The sequence below is a fragment of the Hydrogenophaga pseudoflava NBRC 102511 genome (assembly GCF_001592285.1).
Taxonomy (GTDB): Bacteria; Pseudomonadota; Gammaproteobacteria; order Burkholderiales; family Burkholderiaceae_C; genus Hydrogenophaga; species Hydrogenophaga pseudoflava.
In genome coordinates, this window is sequence record NZ_BCWQ01000010.1 from 176,058 (window position 1) to 198,697 (window position 22,640).

General features: G+C 70.1%; 24 protein-coding genes. 17 read left to right on the top strand and 7 right to left on the bottom strand.

Features of this window, described 5'->3' with window-relative positions:
- Positions 1–73 precede the first annotated feature (73 nt).
- The 10 genes from ubiU (at position 74) to HPS01S_RS13870 (ending at position 8,578) form a co-directional block, all read left to right on the top strand.
- Positions 74–1,072 carry a ubiquinone anaerobic biosynthesis protein UbiU gene (gene ubiU, locus HPS01S_RS13825; protein WP_066157074.1) on the top strand — a complete coding sequence of 333 codons (999 nt, stop codon included), beginning with the start codon at positions 74–76 and terminating at the stop codon, positions 1,070–1,072.
- A gap of 2 nt (positions 1,073–1,074) precedes the next feature.
- Positions 1,075–1,998 (top strand): ubiquinone anaerobic biosynthesis protein UbiV, encoded by a 924-nt coding sequence (gene ubiV / locus HPS01S_RS13830; RefSeq protein WP_066157077.1) that lies wholly within the window; start codon positions 1,075–1,077, stop codon positions 1,996–1,998.
- A gap of 4 nt (positions 1,999–2,002) precedes the next feature.
- Positions 2,003–2,620, top strand: a complete 618-nt coding sequence (gene trhA, locus HPS01S_RS13835) for a PAQR family membrane homeostasis protein TrhA (protein WP_066157187.1) — start codon at positions 2,003–2,005, stop codon at positions 2,618–2,620.
- A gap of 16 nt (positions 2,621–2,636) precedes the next feature.
- Positions 2,637–3,140: a ubiquinone anaerobic biosynthesis accessory factor UbiT gene (ubiT, locus tag HPS01S_RS13840; protein WP_066157189.1), complete on the top strand. Its 504-nt coding sequence runs from the start codon at positions 2,637–2,639 to the stop codon at positions 3,138–3,140.
- Complete coding sequence (locus HPS01S_RS13845; protein ID WP_066157080.1) at positions 3,127–3,531, top strand: putative zinc-binding protein; 405 nt, start codon at positions 3,127–3,129, stop codon at positions 3,529–3,531. Before ubiT ends, HPS01S_RS13845 begins: the two co-directional genes overlap by 14 nt.
- Positions 3,512–4,111: a UbiX family flavin prenyltransferase gene (locus HPS01S_RS13850; RefSeq protein ID WP_066157084.1), complete on the top strand. Its 600-nt coding sequence runs from the start codon at positions 3,512–3,514 to the stop codon at positions 4,109–4,111. The genes HPS01S_RS13845 and HPS01S_RS13850 overlap by 20 nt, the downstream gene beginning before the upstream one ends.
- A complete protein-coding gene (ubiD, locus tag HPS01S_RS13855; RefSeq protein ID WP_066157087.1) occupies positions 4,108–5,592 on the top strand; it encodes a 4-hydroxy-3-polyprenylbenzoate decarboxylase in 1,485 nt (494 codons plus the stop codon). Before HPS01S_RS13850 ends, ubiD begins: the two co-directional genes overlap by 4 nt.
- Before the next feature lie 28 nt (positions 5,593–5,620).
- Positions 5,621–6,424, top strand: a complete 804-nt coding sequence (locus tag HPS01S_RS13860; protein WP_066157089.1) for a type IV pili methyl-accepting chemotaxis transducer N-terminal domain-containing protein — start codon at positions 5,621–5,623, stop codon at positions 6,422–6,424.
- 176 nt (positions 6,425–6,600) lie between these two features.
- Positions 6,601–7,548 (top strand): radical SAM/SPASM domain-containing protein, encoded by a 948-nt coding sequence (locus HPS01S_RS13865; protein ID WP_084397373.1) that lies wholly within the window; start codon positions 6,601–6,603, stop codon positions 7,546–7,548.
- A 7-nt stretch (positions 7,549–7,555) separates the two neighbouring features.
- Positions 7,556–8,578, top strand: a complete 1,023-nt coding sequence (locus HPS01S_RS13870) for a phosphopantetheine-binding protein (protein ID WP_084397374.1) — start codon at positions 7,556–7,558, stop codon at positions 8,576–8,578.
- Between the two features lie 17 nt (positions 8,579–8,595).
- Here HPS01S_RS13870 and HPS01S_RS13875 read toward each other — a convergent pair whose 3' ends face one another.
- From HPS01S_RS13875 to HPS01S_RS13885, 3 genes are read right to left on the bottom strand one after another with little or no spacing between them, the layout of a single operon-like run.
- Entirely contained in the window at positions 8,596–9,297 is a 702-nt protein-coding gene (locus tag HPS01S_RS13875; RefSeq protein WP_066157192.1) for an anaerobic ribonucleoside-triphosphate reductase activating protein, read from the bottom strand.
- On the bottom strand, positions 9,287–9,478 hold the full coding sequence (gene nrdD, locus HPS01S_RS13880; RefSeq protein ID WP_066157099.1) for an anaerobic ribonucleoside-triphosphate reductase: 192 nt from the start codon (positions 9,476–9,478) through the stop codon (positions 9,287–9,289). Before nrdD ends, HPS01S_RS13875 begins: the two co-directional genes overlap by 11 nt.
- 36 nt (positions 9,479–9,514) lie before the next feature.
- A complete protein-coding gene (locus HPS01S_RS13885) occupies positions 9,515–11,536 on the bottom strand; it encodes a ribonucleoside triphosphate reductase (protein WP_066157102.1) in 2,022 nt (673 codons plus the stop codon).
- 215 nt (positions 11,537–11,751) lie between these two features.
- Here HPS01S_RS13885 and HPS01S_RS13890 point away from each other — a divergent pair, with 215 nt between their 5' ends.
- Positions 11,752–13,044 (top strand): acyl-CoA dehydrogenase family protein, encoded by a 1,293-nt coding sequence (locus HPS01S_RS13890; RefSeq protein ID WP_066157195.1) that lies wholly within the window; start codon positions 11,752–11,754, stop codon positions 13,042–13,044.
- 16 nt (positions 13,045–13,060) lie between these two features.
- Here the strand turns inward: HPS01S_RS13890 and HPS01S_RS13895 are convergent, their stop codons facing one another.
- Positions 13,061–13,828 carry a hypothetical protein gene (locus tag HPS01S_RS13895; RefSeq protein ID WP_066157105.1) on the bottom strand — a complete coding sequence of 256 codons (768 nt, stop codon included), beginning with the start codon at positions 13,826–13,828 and terminating at the stop codon, positions 13,061–13,063.
- Between the two features lie 130 nt (positions 13,829–13,958).
- Between HPS01S_RS13895 and HPS01S_RS13900 the strand changes: the two genes are divergently transcribed.
- Complete coding sequence (locus HPS01S_RS13900; RefSeq protein ID WP_066157110.1) at positions 13,959–14,852, top strand: AraC family transcriptional regulator; 894 nt, start codon at positions 13,959–13,961, stop codon at positions 14,850–14,852.
- Here the strand turns inward: HPS01S_RS13900 and HPS01S_RS13905 are convergent.
- A complete protein-coding gene (locus HPS01S_RS13905) occupies positions 14,806–15,849 on the bottom strand; it encodes an LLM class flavin-dependent oxidoreductase (RefSeq protein ID WP_066157112.1) in 1,044 nt (347 codons plus the stop codon). The two genes, HPS01S_RS13900 and HPS01S_RS13905, sit on opposite strands and share 47 nt — an antisense overlap.
- 149 nt (positions 15,850–15,998) lie before the next feature.
- Between HPS01S_RS13905 and HPS01S_RS13910 the strand changes: the two genes are divergently transcribed.
- The 3 genes from HPS01S_RS13910 to HPS01S_RS13920 are packed head-to-tail and all read left to right on the top strand — an operon-like array spanning position 15,999 to position 17,961.
- Positions 15,999–17,099 carry an alkene reductase gene (locus tag HPS01S_RS13910; protein WP_066157115.1) on the top strand — a complete coding sequence of 367 codons (1,101 nt, stop codon included), beginning with the start codon at positions 15,999–16,001 and terminating at the stop codon, positions 17,097–17,099.
- Positions 17,100–17,143: 44 nt separating this feature from the next.
- Positions 17,144–17,554 (top strand): SirB2 family protein, encoded by a 411-nt coding sequence (locus HPS01S_RS13915; protein WP_066157118.1) that lies wholly within the window; start codon positions 17,144–17,146, stop codon positions 17,552–17,554.
- Positions 17,551–17,961 (top strand): YbaN family protein, encoded by a 411-nt coding sequence (locus tag HPS01S_RS13920; protein WP_066157122.1) that lies wholly within the window; start codon positions 17,551–17,553, stop codon positions 17,959–17,961. Before HPS01S_RS13915 ends, HPS01S_RS13920 begins: the two co-directional genes overlap by 4 nt.
- 50 nt (positions 17,962–18,011) lie before the next feature.
- Here HPS01S_RS13920 and HPS01S_RS13925 read toward each other — a convergent pair whose 3' ends face one another.
- Positions 18,012–18,941 (bottom strand): LysR family transcriptional regulator, encoded by a 930-nt coding sequence (locus tag HPS01S_RS13925; RefSeq protein WP_066157125.1) that lies wholly within the window; start codon positions 18,939–18,941, stop codon positions 18,012–18,014.
- Positions 18,942–19,069: 128 nt separating this feature from the next.
- On the opposite strand from HPS01S_RS13925, the gene HPS01S_RS13930 reads away from it, so the two are divergent.
- Complete coding sequence (locus HPS01S_RS13930; protein WP_066157128.1) at positions 19,070–20,026, top strand: Bug family tripartite tricarboxylate transporter substrate binding protein; 957 nt, start codon at positions 19,070–19,072, stop codon at positions 20,024–20,026.
- Positions 20,027–20,033: 7 nt separating this feature from the next.
- On the top strand, positions 20,034–22,070 hold the full coding sequence (locus HPS01S_RS13935; RefSeq protein ID WP_066157131.1) for a 4-oxalomesaconate tautomerase: 2,037 nt from the start codon (positions 20,034–20,036) through the stop codon (positions 22,068–22,070).
- A 5-nt stretch (positions 22,071–22,075) separates the two neighbouring features.
- Here HPS01S_RS13935 and pgk read toward each other — a convergent pair.
- Positions 22,076–22,640, bottom strand: a 565-nt coding sequence (gene pgk / locus HPS01S_RS13940) for a phosphoglycerate kinase (RefSeq protein WP_084397376.1), incomplete at its 5' end; no start/stop codon positions are given.

Here is a 22,640-nt window from a genome sequence, read left to right on the forward strand (position 1 = left end):
GCCGACCGTCGGCGCGCGGCTAAGGTCGCGCCTTCCTTTCGCCGTCCGTCGGCCACCAACCCGTTCACCACCCATGGATCTCGTCTGCCCCGCCGGCAGCCTGCCCGCCCTCAAGGCCGCCATCGACCACGGCGCCAGCTGTGTCTACCTCGGCCTGCGCGACGCCACCAACGCGCGCAACTTCGCCGGCCTGAACTTCGACGACGCCGGCATCGCCAGCGGCATCGCCTACGCGCACCAGCGCGGCCGCCAGGTTTTCATGGCCATCAACACCTACCCGCAGGCCGGCCAGCCGCAGCGCTGGCAGCAGGCGCTGGACAAGGCCGTCACCCTGGGCGTGGACGCCGTCATCCTGGCCGACCCCGGCCTGATGGCCTACGCAGTGCAGCGCCACCCGCAGCTGCGGCTGCACCTGTCGGTGCAGGGCTCGGCCACCAACCACGAGGCGATCAACTTCTACCACCGGCGGTTCGGCATCTCGCGCGCCGTGCTGCCGCGTGTGCTCTCGCTCGAACAGGTGCGCCTGCTGGTGCAGAAGACGCCGGTGGAAATCGAGGTGTTCGGCTTCGGCAGCCTGTGCGTGATGGTCGAAGGCCGCTGCGCGCTCTCGTCCTACGTGACCGGCGAATCGCCCAACACGCACGGCGTGTGCTCGCCCGCCAAGGCGGTGCGCTGGCAGGAAACCCCCAAGGGCCTGGAGTCGCGCCTGAACGGCGTGCTGATCGACCGCTACGCGCCCGGCGAGAGCGCCGGCTACCCGACGCTGTGCAAGGGCCGCTTCGACGTCGAGGACGACCACAGCTACTACGCGATCGAGGAACCCACCAGCCTGAACACCTTGTCGCTGCTGCCGCAGCTGGCGCAGATGGGCGTGCGCGCGATCAAGATCGAAGGCCGCCAGCGCAGCCCGGCCTATGTGGCGCAGGTCACCAAGGTCTGGCGCGAGGCCATCGACAGCTGCGCGGCCCAGCCCCAGCACTACACGCCCAAGGGCCAGTGGATGGCCGCGCTGGACCAGGTGGCCGAAGGCCAGCAACACACCCTCGGTGCCTACCACCGCCCCTGGAAATGACCATGCAACTCTCTCTCGGGCCGCTGCAGTACTACTGGCCGCGCAGCACGGTGTTCGATTTCTACGAGGCCATGGCCGCGACGGCGGTGGACATCGTCTACCTCGGCGAAGTGACCTGCTCGCGCCGGCACGAGCTGCGGCTGTCGGACTGGCTGGATGTGGCGCAGCTGCTGCGCGAGGCGGGCAAGACGCCCGTGCTCTCGACCCTGGTGCTGCTGGAGTCGGGCTCGGACGTGGGCGCGATGCAGAAGATCGCCGCGAACGGGGACTTCCCTGTAGAGGCCAACGACATGGGTGCGGTCGGTGCGCTGGCAGGGCACAAGCCCTTCGTGGCCGGGCCGCACCTGAACATCTACAACGCGCCGGCGCTGCACTGGATGGCGGAACAAGGCGCCACGCGCTGGGTCGCGCCGCTGGAGATGAAGCGCGACGACCTCGCCCTGTTGCAGCGCGAGCGCCCCGCAGGCCTGCAGACCGAGGTGTTCGCGCACGGCCGCCTGCCGCTGGCGTTCTCGGCCCGCTGCTTCACCGCGCGCCACCGCAACCTGCCCAAGGACGACTGCCGCTTCAGCTGCATCGACCACCCCGACGGCCTGATGATGCAGACGCGCGAGCAGGCCGACTTCCTGGTGCTCAACGGCATCCAGACCCAGTCGGCCCGGGTGCACAGCCTGATCGACGCCTGGGACGATCTGGCCGCGCTCGGCGTGGACGTGGCCCGCATCAGCCCGCAGGCGCAGCACACGGCCGAGATCGTGGCGCTGTACGACGCGCTGCGCCAGGGCACCCTCACACCCGGAGCCGCGCGCGACGCGCTGCTGCCCCTGCTGCCGGCCTCGGGCGACGACCAGCCCGACTGCAACGGCTACTGGCATGGCCGTCCGGGGCTGGACCGGGTCGAGCCCCACCACGCGGTCCCCGCCTGACGCCATGGTGCACGGCGAACGTTTCAACAGCATCAGCCACCTGGTCGGGGTGTTCCTGGCCGTGGCCGGCGCCGCGGTGCTCATCACCCACGCCTCGCTGCAGGGCGATGCCTGGCGCATCGTGGCCTTCAGCATCTACGGTGCCATGCTCATCGCGCTCTACGGCGCCTCCACGCTCTACCACGCGCTGCGCGGCCGCGCCAAGGCGGTGTTCCAGAAGCTGGACCACTGCAGCATCTACCTGCTGATCGCCGGCAGCTACACGCCTTTCGCCCTGGTGTCGCTGCGCGGCCCCTGGGGCTGGACGCTGCTGGGCGTGGTCTGGTCGCTGGCCGTGCTGGGCATCGCGCAGGAAATCTGGCTGGCCCGCGGCGCGCGGCGCCTGTCGCTGGCGCTGTACGTGCTCATGGGCTGGCTGGCGCTGGCCGCGGTGGTGCCGCTGTGGCAGGCGCTGGGGCCGGGCGGATTCGCCTGGCTGGCGGCCGGCGGCGCGCTCTACACCGGCGGCGTCGCCTTCTACGTGGCCGACGAACGCCTGCGCCACAGCCACGGCATCTGGCACCTGTTCGTACTCGGTGGCAGTTCCTGCCACTTCTTCACCTTCCTGCTCTACGTGGCCTGAGGCCATGCCGCCCACCATGACTGCTGCCCCATCCGACCGCCGCTTCACCGTGCCGCCCCCACTGGCCGGTCTGCTCACCCGCCTGCCGCCCTACCCCGGCTCGCTGCTGCTGGTCACCGGCCTGAACCTGGTGCTGGCGCGACAGCTGCCGGCCGACGTGGGCGCGCACCTGAACGGCCGGCGCATCCGCATCCAGGTGCGCGACGCCGGCCTGCGCTTCGACTTCCGCGGACAGGACGGCCAGTTCCGCGCCTGCGCGCCACAGCAGTCCCCCGACCTCACGCTGAGCGCGAACGCGCACGACTTCCTGCGCCTGGCCCGGCGGCTGGACGACCCCGACACCCTGTTCTTCAACCGCCGCCTGTCCATGGAAGGCGACACCGAGCTCGGCCTGGTGGTGAAGAACGCGCTCGACGCGCTGGAGCTGCCGGTGTTCGAGCCCGCACAGTGGGCGCCGTCGGCCGTGTTCGCGCGGCTGCAGCGGCTGCGCCCCTTTGGCCCGACCCATGGACCCCGCTGAGCGCAAGGCGCTGCCCATCGTCTATTCCTGCTCGGGCTGCTCCAGCGCCGCGCAGCTGGCCAACCACGTCGCCGTGCGGCTGGACCGCACCGGCATCGCGGAAATGTCCTGCATCGCGGGCGTGGGCGGCGATGTGCCGTCGCTGATCAAGACCGCGCAATCGGGCCGCGCCATCGTGGTGCTCGACGGCTGCCCGCTCGAATGCGCGCGCCACTGCCTGCAGCGCCACGGCGTCAACCCCACCCAGCACCACCAGCTGAACCTGTACGGCGTGCGCAAGCGCTTGCACGAGGACTTCGACCCCGAGCAGGCCGAGGCCGTGCTGTTCCGCGTGCGCAGCGACCTGCAGAAGCTGCCCGCACCCGCACCCGATGAACCCACCCCCGACTGAAACACGCCGCCTGCTGGTGGCCATCACCGGCGCCAGCGGTGCGGTCTACGGCCTGCGCCTGCTGCAGGCGCTGCAGACCGTGTCCGACGTCGAAACCCACGCGGTGGTTTCCGACGCCGGCTGGCAGACCCTGCGCCACGAACTGCACGCCGACCCGCAGACGCTGCGCCCGCTGGTGCACACGCTGCACGACGCGGCCGACATCGGCGCCGGCCCGGCCAGCGGCTCGTTCCGCTGCGGCGGCATGGTGGTGGCGCCGTGTTCCATGCGCACGCTCGCGGCCATCGCGCACGGCCTGAGCGACAACCTGGTCACGCGCGCCGCCGACGTGATGCTCAAGGAGCGCCGCCGGCTGGTGCTGATGGCGCGCGAGACGCCGCTGCACCTGGGCCACCTGCGCAACATGACCGCCGTCACCGAGATGGGCGCCATCGTCTGCCCGCCGGTGCCGGCCTTCTACTTGCGGCCGCAGAGCGTGGACGACATCGTCAACGCCAGCGTGGCACGCGTGCTCGACCTGCTGGATGTACCGCACACGCTGAGCGAGCGTTGGGCGGGGCTGGAAGCCGAATCCGCATGACCTACAAGGACCTGCGCGATTTCGTCGCGCAACTCGAAGCCGCGGGCGAACTCAGGCGCGTGCGCGAACCGGTGTCGCCGCAGCTGGAGATGACCGCGCTGTGCGACCGCGTGCTGCGCGCCGGCGGCCCGGCCCTGCTGTTTGAAAACCCCACCGGCCACACCATGCCGGTGCTGGCAAACCTGTTCGGCACCACCGCGCGCGTGGCGCGTGCCATGGGCGTGGCCGACGTGGGCGATCTGCGCCGCTTCGGCGAGGTGCTGGCGCGGCTGAAAGAGCCCGAGGCGCCGCGCGGCCTGCGCGAGATGGCCGGCCTGGGCGATCTCGTCAAATCGCTCTGGCACATGAGTCCGCGCGAAGTACGGCACGCGCCCTGCCAGGCCGTGGTGATCGAGGGCGAGGACGTGGACCTGGCGCAACTGCCGATCCAGCACTGCTGGCCGGGCGACGTGGCGCCGCTGATCACCTGGGGCCTGGTCATCACCCAGGGGCCGCACAAGCCGCGACAGAACCTGGGCATCTACCGCCAGCAGCTGCTCTCGCGCAACCAGCTCATCATGCGCTGGCTGGCGCACCGCGGCGGCGCGCAGGACTTCCGCGAACACGGCCGCCTGCACCCCGGCCAGCCCTACCCGGTGGCCGTCGCCATCGGCGCCGACCCGGCCACCATCCTCGGCGCCGTCACCCCCGTGCCCGACAGCCTGAGCGAGTACCAGTTCGCCGGCCTGCTGCGCGGCGCGCGCACCGAGGTGGCGCCCGCCATCGGCGTGCCGCTGCGCGTGCCGGCCACGGCCGAGATCGTGCTCGAAGGCCACATCCACCCCGACCCGGCCCACCCCAGCGGCTATCAGCACGCGCTCGAAGGCCCGTACGGTGACCACACCGGCTACTACAACGAACGCGCCGAGTTCCCGGTGTTCACGGTCGAGCGCATCACACGCCGGCGCGACGCGATCTACCACTCCACCTACACCGGCAAGCCGCCCGACGAGCCGGCCGTTCTGGGCGTGGCGATGAACGAGCTCTTCATCCCGCTGCTGCAGCGCCAGTTCCCCGAGATCGTGGACTTCCACCTACCGCCCGAGGCCTGCAGCTACCGCATGGCCGTGGTCAGCATCCGCAAGGCCTACGCCGGCCACGCGCGGCGCGTGATGATGGGCGTCTGGAGCCACCTGCGCCAGTTCATGTACACCAAGTTCATCGTCGTGGTGGACGAGGACATCGACGTGCGCGATTGGAAGGACGTGGTCTGGGCCATGAGCACGCGCATGGACCCGGCGCGCGACAGCTTCACCATCGAACACACACCCATCGACTACCTCGACTTCGCCTCGCCCGTCAGCGGCCTGGGCAGCAAGATGGGCCTGGACGCGACCAACAAGTGGCCCGGCGAGACCAGCCGCGAATGGGGCCGCACGATGCACATGGACCCGGCCGTCACCGCGCGCATGGACGCGCTGGCCGAGGGCCTGGGGCTCTGACGTTTTCCGACCAACACCTGAACGAACCATGCAACGCCGTCACCTTCTGGCCCTGCTGGGCACCTCGCTGCTCGCCGGCACCGGCCACACCCAAAACACCCCGTCCGGCCCGGCACTGCCGCTGGGCACCGCCATCAACCGCGCCGGCCGCCTGCGCGCACTGTCGCAGCGCGTGGCCAAGCTGCACGTCCAGTCCACCCTGGGCGTGCTGCCCGAGCGCGCCAGCGATGTCATGCGCCAGTGCCGCCAGCTGATCGGGAGCAGCCTGGACGAGCTGAGACGCCAGCCCCTGAGCGCCGACACCCAGCCCCTGATGCCGCGCCTGCAGGGCCATGCCGAGCGCTTGCTCGTGCTCACGGCCGGCAGCGGAGCGCCGCCCCGCATCGACGACGTGGTGCGCTCGGCCGACGACATGCTCAAGTCCGCCGACGAGCTCACCACCGCGTTCGAGAAACAGAGCAAGCAGAGCGGCGCCCGGGTGGTCAACGTGGCCGGACGCCAGCGCATGCTGTCCCAGCGCGCCGCCCGCGCCCACTTCCTGCAGGCCGCCGGCGGCACCGCGGCGGCCGGCCAGGCGCAGCAGCTGGAGGCCGCCCGGCGCGAGTTCGACGAGGGCCTGACCTATCTGGCCAGCGCCCCCCTGTCCACCCCGTCGATCCGCCAGCAGCTGGAACTGGCGCGCGGCCAGTGGCTGTTCTTCGACCAGGCCCTGCGCAAGCCCGGCCAGGGCGATGCCCTGCAGACGGTGGCCACCACCAGCGAACGCATGTACGAGGTCATGGACCAGCTGACCGGCCTGTACGAGCAGGCGGTGCAGGAGCTGTACCGCTGACGTCGCGCGGGCTTCGTCTGGCAAACGGTGAGGCGCCAGACCTGATCCGGCTTGAGTCAGATCAAGCCATGGGCCATTGAGCCAGATCAACAGCGGGCCGATCGGCCACCACTAACGTTCGCGGACTTGGTCGGTTTCGCCACCAAGGCCCCGCCTTCCTGATCCAGGAGAACGCCATGGCCCATGCTGATCTTGAAAACATCGCAAGAACGCTCCGGCGGTTTCCGTTCCCGAAGAAGTTTGCCGTCGAGCTGTGCGCCGAGTGCAATCTGGCGTGTTCGATGTGCCACCACCCGAACATGAAACGCCCCAAAGGCGTGATGCCCTTCGAGCTCTGGAAGAAGTGCGCCGACGAGATCGCTGCGACGGCGCCAGACACCGAGTGCTGGTTCTCTTTCTGCGGTGAGCCGTTGCTCGAACCCGCACTGCTGTTTCGCTGCCTGAGCTACGGCCGATCCGTCGGCCTCCAGTCGCTCAATGTCAACACCAACGGCATGTTGCTCACACCGGAGCTGGACGATGCCTTGCTGGATTCGGGCGTGCACCTGGTGGTCTTCGGTATCGACGGGTTCTCCAAGCAGTCCTTCGAAAAATACCGGGTGAAAGCCAACCGGGACGTGGTCTACGCCAACGCCGAGCGGCTGCTGGCCCGCCGCGATGCGCGCGGTCTGCCGGTCGCGATCCAGACGCAGTTCATCGTGATGGACGACAACGCGTCTGAAGTCGATGCATACAAGGCGCACTGGCTGGAGCGCAATGCGGTCGTCAAGGTCCGCCGTCAGCTCAGCTGGGGCGGCAAGTTCGATACGGGCCTGGCCATCACGCCTGAAAACCGGATCCCCTGCCCATGGGCGATCACGATGATGCATGTCTTCTGGGATGGACGGATTCCGCGCTGCCCGGGCGACACCGAGGGCGAGGAAGGCGAAGGCAACGCGTGGCACGCGTCTCTGAGCGATCTCTGGGCCCGCCTGGGTGGCTATCGGGATCTTCATCTGGCACGCAGTTTTGACGCCCTGCCCGAGCGCTGCAAGACCTGCACGGACTGGATGACGGGCGCCGCCGAGCGTGTGCGGCCGGAATCCGGGGCGGTCCCCCTTGAGCCCGTCTGCTCGCGCACGTGAGAGCGCCATGAAAGACGCTCTTTTCCTTTGTGGCGTGGGCAATGGCGAGGGCATTCGTCTGGCACTGACCGTCAACCGCACATCTCCGCGCTGGCAGAGGATCGTGCTGCTCGACGACGACCCGTCCAAGCACGGCACGACGCGTCTCGGCCTGGAGGTCGCAGGACCGATCAGCCATCTGGCCGGTGTGGATGCCAACTGCTCCGAGGTCGTGAACCTGGTCACCCGCACCACCGATGGGCGCGCCCGGGCACAGGAAAAAATCGGGCAGTACGGCATTCCGTTCACCTCGCTGATCCACCCCGGTGTCGACCTGTTCGGAGCAGAGGTGGCATCGGACGTGACCATCTACCCGCATGCGTCCGTTGGTGCCGAAGCCCGCATCGGACCAGCGTCCGTGCTGCTGATCGGAGCGGTGGCCGGTCACGGCGCCCGCATCGGCCGAGGCTGCGTGGTTGCGCCCAACGCCGTGATCAATGCCCGGGTGACGCTCGGGGACCGGGCGTACGTGGGCTCCAACGCCAGCATCCTGCCCGACTTGCGCATCGGCGCCGGAGCGACGATCGGAGCCAACTGCATGGTCTACACCGACGTGCCGGAAAGAGCGACGGCCATGGGCGTGGCCGCCCAGGTTCTGAGCGCAACACCTCACCACGCGCCGTCCGGTTCGATGGAAGCCCATGGCTTGCAGCCGGACTTTCCAGACGATCCGTCATCAAGCATCGCCGGCGCGGGCAGCGCCCACATCGAAGCCGTCATCACCAAGGCCCTTGTGCACGTGCTTGGCGCCGGAGAGCTGGACAGAAGCGGCAACTTCTTCGAGCTCGGGTGCAACTCGCTCAAGGCGCTGGAACTTGCACAGCATCTGCGCCCCCTGCTGGGGAGGGATGTGCAGGTCGTGGACATCTACCGCTTTCCCACCGCACCGGCGCTGGCCTCCTTTCTGACAGGTGGAGACCCAGCTGCGCTGGGCATGCGCCAGGCGCAGCAGCGAGCGGAAATGAGGCGCCAGCTGCGCTCGCGTGCGTGACCACCTGCGGCATGCGCTCAGCGGCACTCGAAGCGCTCGAAGCGCAAAGCCAGCGCCGCCAGGTCTGAAGCGTCCAGCACGTCCCGCGAGGACGCCGGGCCGCGGCAGGTCTGCAGCACCCAGTGGCGCACCGACTGTGCGGCCAGCTCATCGGCCAGGCGGAACAGGTCGTCGCGCCCGAACAGGCCGGCGTGCCAGGTGGTGCGGCACTCCAGGGCCACGCCGCTGTCCAGCAGCAGGCGCAGGCTGCGCGCGGCGCGCCCGGCACCCCCGCGCGCGCCGGTGACGGTGTCGTGCAGGTGCCGGGGCGCCTTGACGTCCAGCCCCACCCAGTCCAGGTGCGCCAGCGCCTGCGCCAGGCGCTGCGGGTACATGCCGCCGGTGTGCAGACCGGTGGCGTGGCCCATGGCCCGCGCCTCGGCCAGGGCGGGCACCAACGCCGCCTGAAGGGTCGGCTCGCCGCCCGAGAAGATCACGCCGTCGAGCAGCCCGCGGCGCTGCTGCAGGAAGGCCCGCACCGCCGGCCAGGACAGGGCACCGGGCACCGCCGCGTCCAGCAGGGCCGGGTTGTGGCAGTACACGCAGCGCCACGGACAGCCCTGCAGGAACACCACGGCCGCCAGCCGGCCGGGGAAGTCGATCCCGGTCAGCCGCGTCAGCCCGCCGATGCGCAGGGCGTCGGCCCCGCGCCGCGCCGCACTCGACGCCTCAGGCGGCACGGCCGGGTTCGGCAAAGAAGCGCCGCTCGGCGTGTTCACCCTGCTTGCCCCGGTTGAAGCTGCTCACCGGACGGTGGTAGCCCATGACGCGGGTCCAGACCTCGCAGGGCTGGCGCTCGTCGTCGCGCAGGGCGACGTCCTGGGCATGGGCGGGGACGGTGGCGGGTGTGGATGCGTTCATGGTGGTTTCCTTGTGGGGTGGTTGGAGAACGGTGTGTCAGGCCGCCTGCAGCTGGCGTTTGGCGGCCAGTTTCTCGGCGTCGCATTTCGGGCAGAACGGGTGTTCGCCGGCCAGGTAGCCGTGGGTGGGACAGATGGAGAAGGTGGGCGTGACGGTGATGTAGGGCAGGCGGAAGTTCGTCAGCGCCCGCTGCACCAGGGCGCGGCAGGCGTCGCCGCTGCTCAGGCGCTCGCCCATGTACAGGTGCAGCACGGTGCCGCCGGTGTACTGGCGCTGCAGCGGGGCCTGGCGCTCCAGCGCCTCGAACGGGTCGTCGGTGAAGCCCACGGGCAGCTGCGACGAGTTGGTGTAGTAGGGCTGCTCGGGCGTGCCGGCCTGCAGGATGCAGGGCCAGCGCTTGCGGTCCTCGCGCGCGAAGCGGTAGGTGGTGCCCTCGGCCGGGGTGGCCTCGAGGTTGTATAGGTGGCCAGTCTCCTCCTGGAACGCGACGATGCGCGCACGCACGTGGTCGAGGAAGCGCAGCGCGAAGGCGTGGCCCTCGTCGGTGGTGATGTCGTGCGCGTCGCCGCTGAAGTTGCGCACCATCTCGTTGATGCCGTTCACGCCCAGGGTGCTGAAGTGGTTGCGCAGCGTGCCCAGGTAACGTTTGGTGTAGGGGAACAGGCCCTGGTCCATGAGGCGCTGGATCAGCTTGCGCTTGGTCTCCAGGCTCTGTTTGCCCAGTTCCAGCAGGCGGTCCAGCGCGGCCAGCAGGCCGGCCTCGTCACCTGCGTGCAGGTGGCCCAGGCGCGCGCAGTTCACCGTGACCACGCCCAAGCTGCCGGTCTGCTCGGCGCTGCCGAACAGGCCGTTGCCGCGCTTGAGCAGTTCGCGCAAATCCAGCTGCAGGCGGCAGCACATGGAGCGCACCATGTTCGGCTGCAGCTCGGAGTTGATGAAGTTCTGGAAGTACGGCAGGCCGTACTTGGCCGTCATGTCGAACAGGCGCCGCGCGTTCTCGCTCTCCCAGGGGAAGTCGGGCGTGATGTTGTAGGTGGGAATGGGGAAGGTGAACACGCGGCCCTTGGCGTCGCCCGTGGTCATGACGTCGATGTAGGCGCGGTTGATCAGGTCCATCTCGGCCTGCAGCTCGCCGTAGCAGAACGGCATTTCCACACCGGCGATCACGGGCACCTGTTCGCGCAGGTCTTCGGGGCAGACCCAGTCGAAGGTGAGGTTGGTGAACGGCGTCTGTGTGCCCCAGCGCGAGGGCACGTTGAGGTTGTAGACCAGCTCCTGGATGCACTGGCGCACCTGTGCGTAGTCCATGCGGTCCTGTCGCACGTAGGGCGCCAGGTAGGTGTCGAAGGAGGAGAAGGCCTGCGCGCCCGCCCACTCGTTCTGCAGCGTGCCCAGGAAGTTGACGATCTGCCCGACCGCCGACGAGAGGTGCTTCGGCGGACCCGACTCCACCTTGCCCGGCACACCGTTGAGGCCCTCGTTGAGCAGGGTGCGCAGCGACCAGCCCGCGCAGTAGCCGCTGAGCATGTCGAGGTCGTGGATGTGGATGTCGCCGTCGCGGTGGGCCGCGCCGATCTCGGGCGTGTAGACGTGCGAGAGCCAGTAGTTGGCCGTGACCTTGCCGGCCACGTTGAGGATCAGGCCGCCCAGCGAATAGCCCTGGTTGGCGTTGGCGTTGACGCGCCAGTCGGCGCGCGTGAGGTACTCGTTGATCGAGGCCTCGACGTCCACCAGGGTCTGGCGGTCGCTGCGCAGCTGGGCGTGCTGCTCGCGGTAGACGATGTAGCCGCGCGCCGTGCGCAGGTGGTTGGCCGCGATCAGGGTCTGCTCGACCACGTCCTGGATCTGCTCGATGGTCGGCGCCGCGCCATTGAAGCGGTGACCCAGAACCTTGACCACCTGCGCGCACAGCAGCTGCGCCTCGGCCCCGTCGAATTCCCCGCTGGCCTGCCCCGCGCGCGCCAGCGCGGAGCGGATCTTGTCGGCGTTGAAGGCCTCCCGGAGCCCCGAGCGCTTGAGCACCTCGCGCGGCCAGCCGGACACCATCGAATCGTTCATGCAAATCCTCCTTGGACGCTACCTATGGTGTCTAAGGTACCCACCAGACACCATAGGTAGTTTGATTTGCCGCAAGGTCGGCTGCATCAGAAGGCCATCGCCAGCCCCTTTTTCCGCTCCGAAACGGCTTGACCTGCATCAAGCCCGTGACCGACCGGGGCCGGTGTGTCGCCCAGGTGCGGACGGCGCCCCGCACCCGGGCGAACAATCCCGCCATGGACTTCGAACACAGCCCCCGCGCACAGGCGCTGCTGCGCCAGCTGGACCAGTTCCTGCTGACCTATGTGTTGCCGCACAACGCGGCCTGGCACCAGGCGGTGCAGGACGGGCAGTACCCGCCGCCCTTCCTGGAAGACCTCAAGACGCTGGCGAAAGAGGAAGGGCTGTGGAACCTGTTCCTGCCCGGCCTGCGCGCCGACGAGCCGGGCACGCGCCTGGCCAACCTCGACTACGCGCCGCTGGCCGAGGCCATGGGCAAACTGAGCTGGGCGGCCGAGGTGTTCAACTGCAGCGCGCCCGACACCGGCAACATGGAACTGCTGCACCGCTTCGCCACCCCGTCGCAGCGCGAACGCTGGCTGATGCCGCTGCTGCACGGCGAGATCCGCTCGGCGTTTGCGATGTCCGAGCCCGACGTGGCCTCGTCCGACCCGACCAACCTGCAGACCACGGTGCGGCGCGAGGGCAATGACCTCGTGCTCAGCGGCCGCAAGTGGTTCATCACCGGCGTGGCGCACCCCAACTGCCGCGTGCTGATCGTGATGGCGCGCAACGCCGACGGGGACGACGACGCCAGTGAGGATGCCCACCACCAGCACAGCATGGTGCTGGTGCCCATGGGCACGCCGGGGCTGGAGGTGGTGCGCAACATCCCGGTGGTGCACCACCACGCGCCCGAAGGCCATTGCGAAATTGTGCTGCGCGGCGTGCGCGTGCCGGCCGACCACCTGCTGGGCGACTGGGGCCACGGCTTCGCGATGGCGCAGGCGCGGCTCGGCCCCGGCCGGGTGCACCACTGCATGCGCACCATCGGCCAGTGCGAGCTGGCGCTGGCCCTGGCCACCGAGCGCGCGCTGGAGCGGCGCAGCTTCGGCCACCACCTGGCCGACTACGCCAACGTGCAGGAGTGGATTGCGCACTCGCGCATCGAGATCGACCAGGCGCGTCTGCTGGTGCTGCGCTGCGCCTGGCTGCTGGACCACCCCGAACAGGCCGAGCCGGCCGCCGTGCGCGCGCAGGTCGCGGCGATCAAGGTGGTGGCCGCCGGCCTGCAGACCCGCGTGGTGGACCGCGCGATGCAGGTCTTCGGCGCCATGGGCCTGTCGCCCGACACGCCGCTGGCGCAGTTCTGGACCTGGGGCCGCGCCCTGCACCTGCTCGACGGCCCGGACGAGGTGCACCTGCGCAGCGTGGCGCGGCACGAGTTCGCGCAGGCGCGCGAGCGGCTGGGCTCGCTGTCGGCCTACTTCACGACGCCGGAGCAGATGCGCACGCCACCGAGGCTGTAACCGCGCCGGTGTTTGTTCAGCGGTCCACCTGGCCCGGCAGCGACAGGTCGCCCGAGGCCACCTTGAACACCTGGGCCACGCACAGCAGCGGGGCGTGCACGCTGGCGTTCACGCGCAGGGCCGCGGTGACACCGTCGAATTTCGTGGCCTGCAGCGCCGACACGTTGTCGAAGGGCACACGCACGCTCACGCTGCCGCGCGCGAACGACGGGCTCCAGCCGGGGCTGTCGATCAGCAGCGGCAGACCCGGCCAGGTCCTGGGCAGGCGCGGCCGGCTGCCTTCGGGAATGTCGACCACCTTGAGCGAGTCCTTGCCGCAGGCCTCGTCCGGCTGCAGCACCACCCAGTGCGAGTGCCACACGCCGCCGTCGTTCTTCAGGTGGCCGTCGCCGTTCTCGTCGAACAGCGGCGTGTCGTCGAAGTCGGGGTGGGCGGTGACGGCAAAGGCCAGGATGCCGGTCTTGGGCTCGAAGCCGACCTCGGCCGGGTCCAGGCTGGTGGGCCAGACGTAGGAGAACACCTTGCTGCCGGCCAGCTGGCCCGACTTCGTGGGCCGCGTGCGCCCGGCCTTGCCCGAGACCTGCATGTGGAACACCAGGGCGTTGTCCTCGGTGGTGATGCGGGTGTGCACCACGTCGAAGGGCGCGTGGACCGCTTTGGCCGGCGCGGTCGCGATGCCGCCGGTGTGGCCGTGGGAGCCGTCGGCCAGGGCAGGGCCGGCGGCGGCGAGGGCGGCCGCCAGCAGGGCGGTGTTCAGGGGGGTGTGCAGACGGACAGAACGCATGAAAGACTCCTGGGTAGGGGATGGAGGGCGGGCCGCCGGGCGGCGATCCGTGACACCCAGTGTCGGGTTGCAACCTGTTCAGATGGGATCATTTCGTACAGAATTCATACCCTTTCGTCCAAACCCTGGCATGACCGTCCCGCCCCCGCCCATCGACCGCCTGTCCGGCCTGCTGGAGCGTTTTCCCGTGCGCGCCGAGCTGTCGTTCACCGGCACGCTCTGCGGGGTGCAGAGCTTCACGCCGCCGCCGGGCATGGGCTACCTGCACCTGCTGCGCCGGGGCACGCTCGATGTCACGCACCCGCCGCGGCAGGCTGTGCCGCTGCGCCTGCACCTGAGCGCGCCCGCGCTGCTGTTCTACCCGCGCGCCATCGCCCACCACTTCCACAACCCGCCCATCGAAGGCGCCGACTTCACCTGTGCGCAGCTGTGGTTCGAGGGCGGTCCGGCCCACCCGCTGGTGCGCACCCTGCCCGGCGCCATCGTGCTGTCGCTGGACGAGGTCGAGGGGCTGGGGGCTTCGCTGGAGCTGCTGTTCGCCGAGACCGCCCGTGTGCGCTGCGGCCACCGCCTGCTGGCCGACCGGCTGTTCGAGGTGGTGCTGATCCAGACGCTGCGCTGGCTGCTCGACCACCCGCGCGAGGCCGGCGTACCGCCCGGTCTGGTCACGGGCCTGTCGGACCCGCGGCTGGCGCGGGCCATCGTGGCCATGCACGACGCGCCCGGCGAGCCCTGGAGCGTGGAGCAGCTGGCGGTGGTGGCCGGCATGTCGCGCACCAGCTTCACCAGCCAGTTCCGGCAGCTGGTGGGCCAGACGCCGGCGGACTACCTGAGCGACTGGCGCATCGGGCTGGCGCAGACGGGCCTGGCGCGGGGCAGCTCCATCAAGCAGCTGGCGAGCGAGCTGGGCTACGCCAACCCCTCGGCGCTGAGCCGCGCCTTCGCCGCCAAGACCGGGCACTCGCCGCGCGAATGGCTCAGGGGATCGTTGCCGCCTGCACCACCGGCGCCACCGCTGAACTGAGCCCCATCGCCTCGGCCGCGATGTCCAGCGAGCGCAGGCGCAGCGCGGGGTCGAACACGTCGCTCACCAGCATGAACTCGTCGGCCTGGGTGGCGTCGGCCAGCTGCTGCAGGCCGGCGCGCACCGTCTCCGGCCCGCCCACCACGGCGCAGGCCAGGAAGTCGGCGATGGCCGCGCGCGCCTGCGTGTCCAGCCGGTCCATGAAGCCCTCGACTGGCGCCGGCAGCTGGCCGCGCCGGCCGGTGAGGATGCCCAGCACGCGCTGGTAGGTGCTGCTGGCCAGGTACTCCGCCTCGTCGTCGGTGGGCGCGGCGATCAGCGGCACGCCGACCACGGCGTAGGGCTTGTCCAGCACCTTCGACGGTTTGAAGTTCTGCCGGTACATCTGCAGCGCCTGCAGCAGGTAGCGCGGCGCGAAGTGCGAGGCGAAGGCGTAGGGCAGGCCGCGCTCGGCCGCCAGCTGGGCCGAGAACAGGCTGGAGCCCAGCAGCCAGATCGGCACCTTGGTGCCCGCGCCGGGCATGGCGATCAGGCGCTGGCCGGGCTGCGGGTCGTCCAGCAGGCGCTGCAGCTCGGCCACGTCGCGCGGGAAGTCTTCTTCGGTCTCGACGCGGTCGCGGCGCAGCGCGCGCATGGTCAGCGGGTCGGTGCCGGGCGCACGGCCCAGGCCCAGGTCGATGCGGCCGGGGTGCAGCTCGGCCAGGGTGCCGAAGGCCTCGGCCACCACCAGCGGCGCATGGTTGGGCAGCATCACGCCGCCCGAGCCGACGCGGATGGTCTGCGTGCCGCCCGCGATGTGGCCGACCAGCACGGCGGTGGCCGAGCTGGCGATGCCGCTCATGTTGTGGTGCTCGGCCAGCCAGTAGCGGGTGAAGCCCAGGCGCTCGGCGTGCTGTGCGGTGCGCAGCGCGATGGCCAGCGCGTCGGCCACCGTGCCGCCTTCGCGCACGGCGACCAGGTCGAGCATGGACAGGCGGATGGAATGCAGAGGTTTCATGCGCGGGATTGTCCGCCTGTCGTGCGCGGTGTGCGGTCGCCGGCGCGATGGCCGGGGCACCGAAGGGATTTGTCGCCGGCCGGACCGGCACCCCAGCCGGCCCGCGCTAGGCTGTGCGCCGTTTGTCCGTCTTACACACCGTTGTTCACATGACCACCCTCTTTGACCCCACCACCGCCGGCGACCTGCAGCTCGCCAACCGCATCGTCATGGCCCCGCTCACGCGCAACCGCGCACCGAACGCGGTGCCCACGCCACTGATGGCGACCTACTACACCCAGCGCGCCAGCGCCGGCCTGCTGGTCACCGAAGCCACCGCCATCAGCCACCAGGGCCAGGGCTACGCCGACGTGCCCGGCCTGTACGCGCCCGAGCAGATCGCGGGCTGGCAGGCCGTGACGAGCGCCGTGCACGCGGCCGGCGGCAAGATCGTGACCCAGCTCTGGCACGTGGGCCGCGTCTCGCACAACGAGCTGCAGCCCGGCGGCGGCGCACCCGTCGCGCCCTCGGCTGTGACGGCCAAGACCAAGACCGTGCTGCTCAAGGACGGCGTGCCGACCTTCGTGGACACCTCGGCGCCGCGCGCGCTGCAACTGGACGAGCTGCCGGGCATCGTGGACGACTACCGCCGCGCTGCGCAGGCCGCCATTGAAGCGGGCTTCGACGGTGTCGAGATCCACGCCGCCAACGGCTACCTGCTCGACCAGTTCCTCAAGACCGGCGCCAACCAGCGCACCGACGCCTACGGCGGTTCCATCGAGAACCGCGCGCGCCTGCTGCTGGAGGTGGTGTCCGCGGTGACCGAGGCCATCGGCGGCGGCCGCACCGGCATCCGCCTCTCACCCGTCACGCCGGCCAACGACATCGTCGACGCCGACCCTCAGCCGCTGTTCGACCACGTGGCGCGCGCGCTCGGGCCGGTGGGCCTGGCCTATGTGCACGTGATCGAAGGCGCCACCGGCGGCCCCCGCGAGCTGGCCGATCGGCCCTTCGACTACGCCGCGTTCAAGGCCGCCTACCGCGCGGCCGGCGGCAGCGGCGCCTGGATGGTCAACAACGGCTACGACCTGGCGCTGGCGCAGCAGGCCCTGGCCGACGGCGCCGACCTGGTGGCCTTCGGCCGCCCCTACATCGCCAACCCCGACCTGGTGGCGCGCCTGAAGGCCGGCGGTCCGTTCAACAAACCCGACAAGATGACCTTCTACGGTGGTGGCGCCGAGGGGTACACCGATTACCCCTTCCTGAACTGACGCAACCACGCTCTGCCGCTGCAGCCGCCTATGATGCGCGGACCATGCCCTCGCCCGAACTGATCGCCGTTCTCTACCCCACGGTGCGGACCCTGCACATCACCCTGGTGACGCTCAGCGTCGCGCTGTTCACCTTGCGCGGTCTGGGCGTGCTGGCGGGGCAGGCCTGGCCCATGACCGGCTGGGCGCGCGGCCTGGCACCGGTCATCGACTCGCTGCTGCTGCTGGCCGGCGGCACGCTGTGGTGGCTGCTGCAGCTCAACCCCACGCAGAACCACTGGCTGCTGGCCAAGCTGGTGCTGCTGATCGTCTACATCGTGCTCGGCACGCTGGCGCTCAAGCGCGCCCCCACGCGCGGCGCCAAGGCGCTCTGTTTTGTCGCCGCGCTGGCCGTGGTCGGCTTCATGGCCAGCATCGCCGTGGCACACCACCCGCTGGGCCTGTTCGCCTCATGAGCCAAGGCGACCAGGGCGCGGCGCCGGTCCACCACTCTCGCCTGGTGCGCGGCCTGCTCTGGGTCGCCGGCTCGGTGTCGCTGGTGCTGGGCCTGATCGGCGTGGTGCTGCCCGGACTGCCCACCACGCCCTTCATCCTGCTGGCCGCGGCCTGCTATGCGAAAGCCTCGCCGCGGTTGCACGCCTGGCTGCTCAACCACCGGCTCACCGGCCCGATGCTGCGCGACTGGGAGGCCAACCGCAGCCTCACGCGGCGCACCAAGACCATCGCCGTGGTCTCGATGCTGGTGATGGTGAGCTTCTCGATCTGGAGCTTCCGCCACCGCTGGATCGCACAGGTGGTGCTGGTGGTGCTGGGCGCGGTCGGCGCCTGGGTGGTGCTGCGCATTCCCACGCGCAAGCCCTGAAACTCCGCAAGCCCTGAAACTCCGCAAGCCCTGAGCCACTGCAGGCCGTGTCAGGCCGCGGCCTTGCGCGCGCGCCGGCGCGGCTTGCCGGTCTGCATCTCGGCACAGAGGTTGTAGAACTCCTGCGCCGCCGGTGTGAGCACGGTCGAGCGGCGCTTGATCAGGCCCACCATGCGCTTGACCACCGGGTCCACCAGCGGCACGCTGGCCAGCAGCGGGTGGTCCTTGGCGGGCATGGCCATCGAGGGCACCACCGCCACGCCCAGCCCCGCCTCCACCAGGCCGATCATGGTCGTGCCGTGCCGCGTTTCGTACAGGCTGTGCGGCTGCTCGGCCATGCCGGCCAGGGCCTGGTCCAGCAGCAGGCGGTTGCCCGAGACCTTGTCGGCCGCGATGTAGTCGTATTGCGCCAGCTCGGCCCAGCGCACCTGGCGCTTCTTCGCCAGCGGGTGGTCGCGCCGGCAGGCCGCCACGAACTGCTCCTCCACCAGCGGCTTGAACTCCACATCGCCCTCCTGCGAGCCCACGAAGTTCAGGCCGAAGTCGGCCTCGCCGCGCGCCACCGCCAGCAGCACCGTGTTGGCGCTCTCGTCGATGATCTTCACGCGCACCCGCGGGTAGCGCTCGTGGTAACGCGCGATCACACTGGAGAGAAAGTAGTTCACCGCCGAGGGCACAGCCGCGATGGTGACCTCGCCCATGCGCGTGGCGGCCACGCCGCGGATGCCCAGCAGCGTGGTGTCCAGCGCGTCGAGGATCTGGCGCAGCTGGCGGTCGAAGTCGCGCCCCACCACCGTCAGGCTGACGCGCCGCGTGCTGCGCTCCAGCAGGCGCACACCCAGCGCCTGCTCCAGCTTGTCGATGCGGCGGCTGAAGGCCGGCTGCGAGATGTGGACCGATTCGGCCGCCTTGCGGAAGTTGCCGAGTTCGGCCACCGCGCGGAACGCCATGAGGTCGTTGAGATCGAAATGGACGGACATGGGAGGTGCTGGACACGGGGTTTCTGATTGATGCACATTGTGGATCAATCGATCCCAACTATGCAATTCACAGACATCTCCGGGCGACGGATCATTCGCCCACTTTCCCCAACACCGGAGACAAATCCATGAAGTCCACCCTCACCGCCATCGCCCTCGCCCTCACCGCCCTCACCAGCGCCGCCCAGGGTTTCCCCAGCAAGAACGTCACCATCGTCGTGCCCACCGCCGCCGGCGGCGGCAACGACCTGATGGCCCGCACCATCGCGCAGAAGCTGGCACCCATGCTGGGCCAGAGCGTGATCGTGGAGAACAAGGCCGGCGCCAACGGCGCCATCGCCAGCGAGTTCGTGGCCCGCGCCGCGCCCGATGGCCACACGCTGATGCTGGGCTACATCGCCACCCACGCCATGAACCCGGCGCTGCAGAAGCTGCGCTACGACCCGGTGACCGACTTCGAGCCGGTGGCCCTGGTGGGCTACTCGGGCACACTGATGGTGGCCAACGCCGCTGTGGGCGTGAAGGATGTGAAGGACCTGGTGGCCCAGCTCAAGGCCAAACCCGAGCGCTACGTCTACGCCACCGCCGGCAACGGCACCGCGCCGCACTTTGCGGGCGAGCTGTTCAAGCTCAACGCGGGCGTCGAGATGATCGGCGTGCCCTACAAGGGCTCGTCGCCCGCGATCAACGACACCCTGGGTGGTCAGACGCAGTTCATGTTCCCCAGCCTGTTCTCGGCCCTGCCGCACGTCAAGGGCGGCAAGCTCAAGGCGCTGGCCATCGCCGGTCCGAAGCGCTCGCCGCTGCTGCCCGACGTGCCGACCATGAAGGAAGCCGGTGTCGACGGCGTCGAGGTGCAGCAGTGGTACGCGATCTTCGCGCCCGCAAAGACACCGAAGGACGTGATCGCCAAGCTCAACAAGTCCATCAACGAAGTGCTGGCCGACAAGGAGGTCATCAAGCGCATGGAGGACCACGGCGCGGATGTCGAGACCAGCACGCCCGAGCAGCTGGGCAGCCTGGTGAAGACCGAGCTCGCCAAGTGGAAGAACGTGGTGGTCAAGGCCAGGATCACCGCAGACTGAGCACACCATGGCCCTCTCCATCCCCTGCGTGCTGATGCGCGCCGGCACCTCGCGCGGGCCGTTCTTCCTGCGCGACTGGCTGCCCGAAGGCGACGAGGCGCGCGACCAGGCGCTGATCGGCGCCATCGGCGCCTCCGACCCGCTGCAGCTGGACGGCCTGGGCGGTGGCAGCACGCTCAACAGCAAGGTCGCCATCGTCTCGCGTTCCAGCGTGCCGGGCTGTGACCTCGACTACCTGTTCGCCCAGGTCGGCGTCGGCCACCGCTCGGTGGACACGCGGCCCAACTGCGGCAACATGCTCTCGGGCGTGGCGCCGTTCGCCATCGAGCAGGGGCTGATCGCCGCGCAGGACGGCAGCACCACGGTCCGCATCCACAACGTGAACACCGGCTCGCAGATCGAGGCCACGGTTCGCACGCCGGGCGGCAAGGTCAGCTACGACGGCGACGCGCGCATCGACGGCGTGGCCGGCACCGCGGCGCCCATCCTGCTGAACTTCCTCGACGCCTGGGGCGCGGTCACGGGCCAGGTGTTTCCCACCGGCCAGCGCATCGACACCATCGACGGCCTGGAGGTGACCTGCATCGACGCGGCCATGCCGCTGATGATCCTGCGCGCCTTCGATCTGGGTCTCACCGGCCGCGAACGCCCGGCCGAGCTGGACGCCAACAAAGCCTTGCTGGAACGCATCGAGGCCCTGCGGCTGGAGGCCGGCCGGCGCATGGGCCTGGGCGACGTGTCCAACAGCGTGGTGCCCAAGCCGGTGCTGGTGAGCGCGGGCGACACGCTGGAGAGCATCACCTCGCGCTACTTCACGCCGCACAAGTGCCACGCCTCGCACGCGGTCACCGGCGCCATCGGCGTGGCCACGGCGTTTGCCCTGCCGGGCACGGTGGCCAGCGGCATCGCGCGCCAGGCGGGCCGCCATGCGCTGGTGGTGCTGCACCCGGCCGGCCAGATCGATGTGGCGGTGGACATCGAAGGCGAAGGCGAGGCCATCGAGGTCAAGAGCGCCGCCCTGGTGCGCACCGCGCGCAAGATCATGCAGGGCATGCTGCACCTGCCGGGCTATGTGTTCCCGCCCGCGGCGGCGGTGCCCGGCAGCGTGGCGCCGTCGGCGTCCAGCGCGGTGCGCAACTTTCCGCAGCACGAGCTGCACATCATCGTGCCGACCAGCGCGGGCGGCGGCAACGACACCATGGCGCGCACGCTCACGCGCAAGCTGGGCCCCCTGCTGGGCCAGCCGCTGGTGGTGGACAACCGGGCGGGCGCCAACGGCAGCATCGCCGCCGAATACGTGGCCGCCGCCGAACCCGACGGCCACACCCTGATGTTCGGCTACATCGCCACCCACGGCATCAACCCCGCGTTGCAGAAGCTGCGCTACGACCCGGTGGCGGACTTTTCGCCGGTGGGTCTGATCGGCTATTCGCCCACGCTGCTGGTGGTGCCGGCGGCGCTGCCGGTGGACGATGTGGCCTCGCTGGTGCGGCTGCTGCGCGACGCGCCGGCGCCCATGGCCTACGCCTCGGCCGGCGAAGGCACGGTGCCGCACCTGGCGGCCGAGCTGTTCCAGCTGCAGACCGGCACGCGACTGACCCGGGCCGACTTCTCAGGCGCCGGGCCGGCGATCGCGGATGTGGCCAACGGCCTGGTGCAGCTGATGTTCCCGAGCCTGTTCACGGCCCTGCCCTACCTGCGCAGCAAGCGGCTGAAGGCCCTGGCGGTGGCGGGCACCGAGCGGCTGGCGGCCTGCCCCGATGTGCCGACGCTGTCGGAAGCCGGGGTGCCGGGTGTGGCCATGACCCAGTGGTACGCGCTGTTCGCGCCGGCCAAGACGCCGCACAGCGTCACGCGCCAGCTCAACACCGCGCTCAACACGGTGCTGCGCGACCCGGAGGTGGCGGCCCGCATGCAGGCCGAAGGCGCCCAGGTGCAGACCTCGACGCCGGGCGAGTTGCACGACCTGCTGCTCGCCGAGGGCGAGCGCTGGCAGGACGTGGTGCGTCAGACCGGCCTGCGCCTGAACATGGCCGCCGACTGAGCCGGTCAGGCCGCGCGGCGCGCGAGCACTTCAAACGCCGGCAGCGTCTTGCCTTCCAGCACTTCCAGGAAGGCGCCGCCGCCGGTGGAGATGTAGCCCACGTCCTTCTCGATGCCGTACTTGGCAATCGCCGCCAGCGTGTCGCCACCGCCGGCGATGCTGAAGGCGCTGGACTCGGCGATGGCTTGCGCGATCACCTTGGTGCCGTTCTCGAAGGCCGCGAACTCGAACACGCCCACCGGGCCGTTCCAGACGATGGTGCCGGCCTGCTTCAGTTTCTCGGCCAGCTTGGCCGCGGTCTTGGGGCCGATGTCCAGGATCAGGTCGTCGTCGGCCACCTCGGTGGCGGCTTTGACCGTCGCGGGTGCATCCGCGGCGAAGGCCTTGGCGCAGACCACGTCCTCGGGGATCGGCACCTCGGCGCCGCGCGCCTTCATGGCCGCGATCACCGCCGTGGCTTCGCCCAGCAGGTCGGGCTCGGCCAGGCTCTTGCCGATCTTCAGGCCCGCGGCCAGCATGAAGGTGTTGGCGATGCCGCCGCCGACGATCAGGCCGTCGACGTTCTTGGCC

What these genes read in the sequence shown, in the direction of transcription:
- ubiU (WP_066157074.1), top strand. Translation starts at nt 74, where the DNA reads ATGGATCTCGTCTGCCCCGCCGGCAGCCTGCCCGCCCTCAAGGCCGCC.
- ubiV (WP_066157077.1), top strand. Translation starts at nt 1,075, where the DNA reads ATGCAACTCTCTCTCGGGCCGCTGCAGTACTACTGGCCGCGCAGCACG.
- trhA (WP_066157187.1), top strand. Translation starts at nt 2,003, where the DNA reads ATGGTGCACGGCGAACGTTTCAACAGCATCAGCCACCTGGTCGGGGTG.
- ubiT (WP_066157189.1), top strand. Translation starts at nt 2,637, where the DNA reads ATGACTGCTGCCCCATCCGACCGCCGCTTCACCGTGCCGCCCCCACTG.
- HPS01S_RS13845 (WP_066157080.1), top strand. Translation starts at nt 3,127, where the DNA reads ATGGACCCCGCTGAGCGCAAGGCGCTGCCCATCGTCTATTCCTGCTCG.
- HPS01S_RS13850 (WP_066157084.1), top strand. Translation starts at nt 3,512, where the DNA reads ATGAACCCACCCCCGACTGAAACACGCCGCCTGCTGGTGGCCATCACC.
- ubiD (WP_066157087.1), top strand. Translation starts at nt 4,108, where the DNA reads ATGACCTACAAGGACCTGCGCGATTTCGTCGCGCAACTCGAAGCCGCG.
- HPS01S_RS13860 (WP_066157089.1), top strand. Translation starts at nt 5,621, where the DNA reads ATGCAACGCCGTCACCTTCTGGCCCTGCTGGGCACCTCGCTGCTCGCC.
- HPS01S_RS13865 (WP_084397373.1), top strand. Translation starts at nt 6,601, where the DNA reads ATGGCCCATGCTGATCTTGAAAACATCGCAAGAACGCTCCGGCGGTTT.
- HPS01S_RS13870 (WP_084397374.1), top strand. Translation starts at nt 7,556, where the DNA reads ATGAAAGACGCTCTTTTCCTTTGTGGCGTGGGCAATGGCGAGGGCATT.
- nrdD (WP_066157099.1), bottom strand. Translation starts at nt 9,478, where the DNA reads ATGAACGCATCCACACCCGCCACCGTCCCCGCCCATGCCCAGGACGTC.
- HPS01S_RS13885 (WP_066157102.1), bottom strand. Translation starts at nt 11,536, where the DNA reads ATGAACGATTCGATGGTGTCCGGCTGGCCGCGCGAGGTGCTCAAGCGC.
- HPS01S_RS13890 (WP_066157195.1), top strand. Translation starts at nt 11,752, where the DNA reads ATGGACTTCGAACACAGCCCCCGCGCACAGGCGCTGCTGCGCCAGCTG.
- HPS01S_RS13895 (WP_066157105.1), bottom strand. Translation starts at nt 13,828, where the DNA reads ATGCGTTCTGTCCGTCTGCACACCCCCCTGAACACCGCCCTGCTGGCG.
- HPS01S_RS13900 (WP_066157110.1), top strand. Translation starts at nt 13,959, where the DNA reads ATGACCGTCCCGCCCCCGCCCATCGACCGCCTGTCCGGCCTGCTGGAG.
- HPS01S_RS13905 (WP_066157112.1), bottom strand. Translation starts at nt 15,849, where the DNA reads ATGAAACCTCTGCATTCCATCCGCCTGTCCATGCTCGACCTGGTCGCC.
- HPS01S_RS13910 (WP_066157115.1), top strand. Translation starts at nt 15,999, where the DNA reads ATGACCACCCTCTTTGACCCCACCACCGCCGGCGACCTGCAGCTCGCC.
- HPS01S_RS13915 (WP_066157118.1), top strand. Translation starts at nt 17,144, where the DNA reads ATGCCCTCGCCCGAACTGATCGCCGTTCTCTACCCCACGGTGCGGACC.
- HPS01S_RS13920 (WP_066157122.1), top strand. Translation starts at nt 17,551, where the DNA reads ATGAGCCAAGGCGACCAGGGCGCGGCGCCGGTCCACCACTCTCGCCTG.
- HPS01S_RS13925 (WP_066157125.1), bottom strand. Translation starts at nt 18,941, where the DNA reads ATGTCCGTCCATTTCGATCTCAACGACCTCATGGCGTTCCGCGCGGTG.
- HPS01S_RS13930 (WP_066157128.1), top strand. Translation starts at nt 19,070, where the DNA reads ATGAAGTCCACCCTCACCGCCATCGCCCTCGCCCTCACCGCCCTCACC.
- HPS01S_RS13935 (WP_066157131.1), top strand. Translation starts at nt 20,034, where the DNA reads ATGGCCCTCTCCATCCCCTGCGTGCTGATGCGCGCCGGCACCTCGCGC.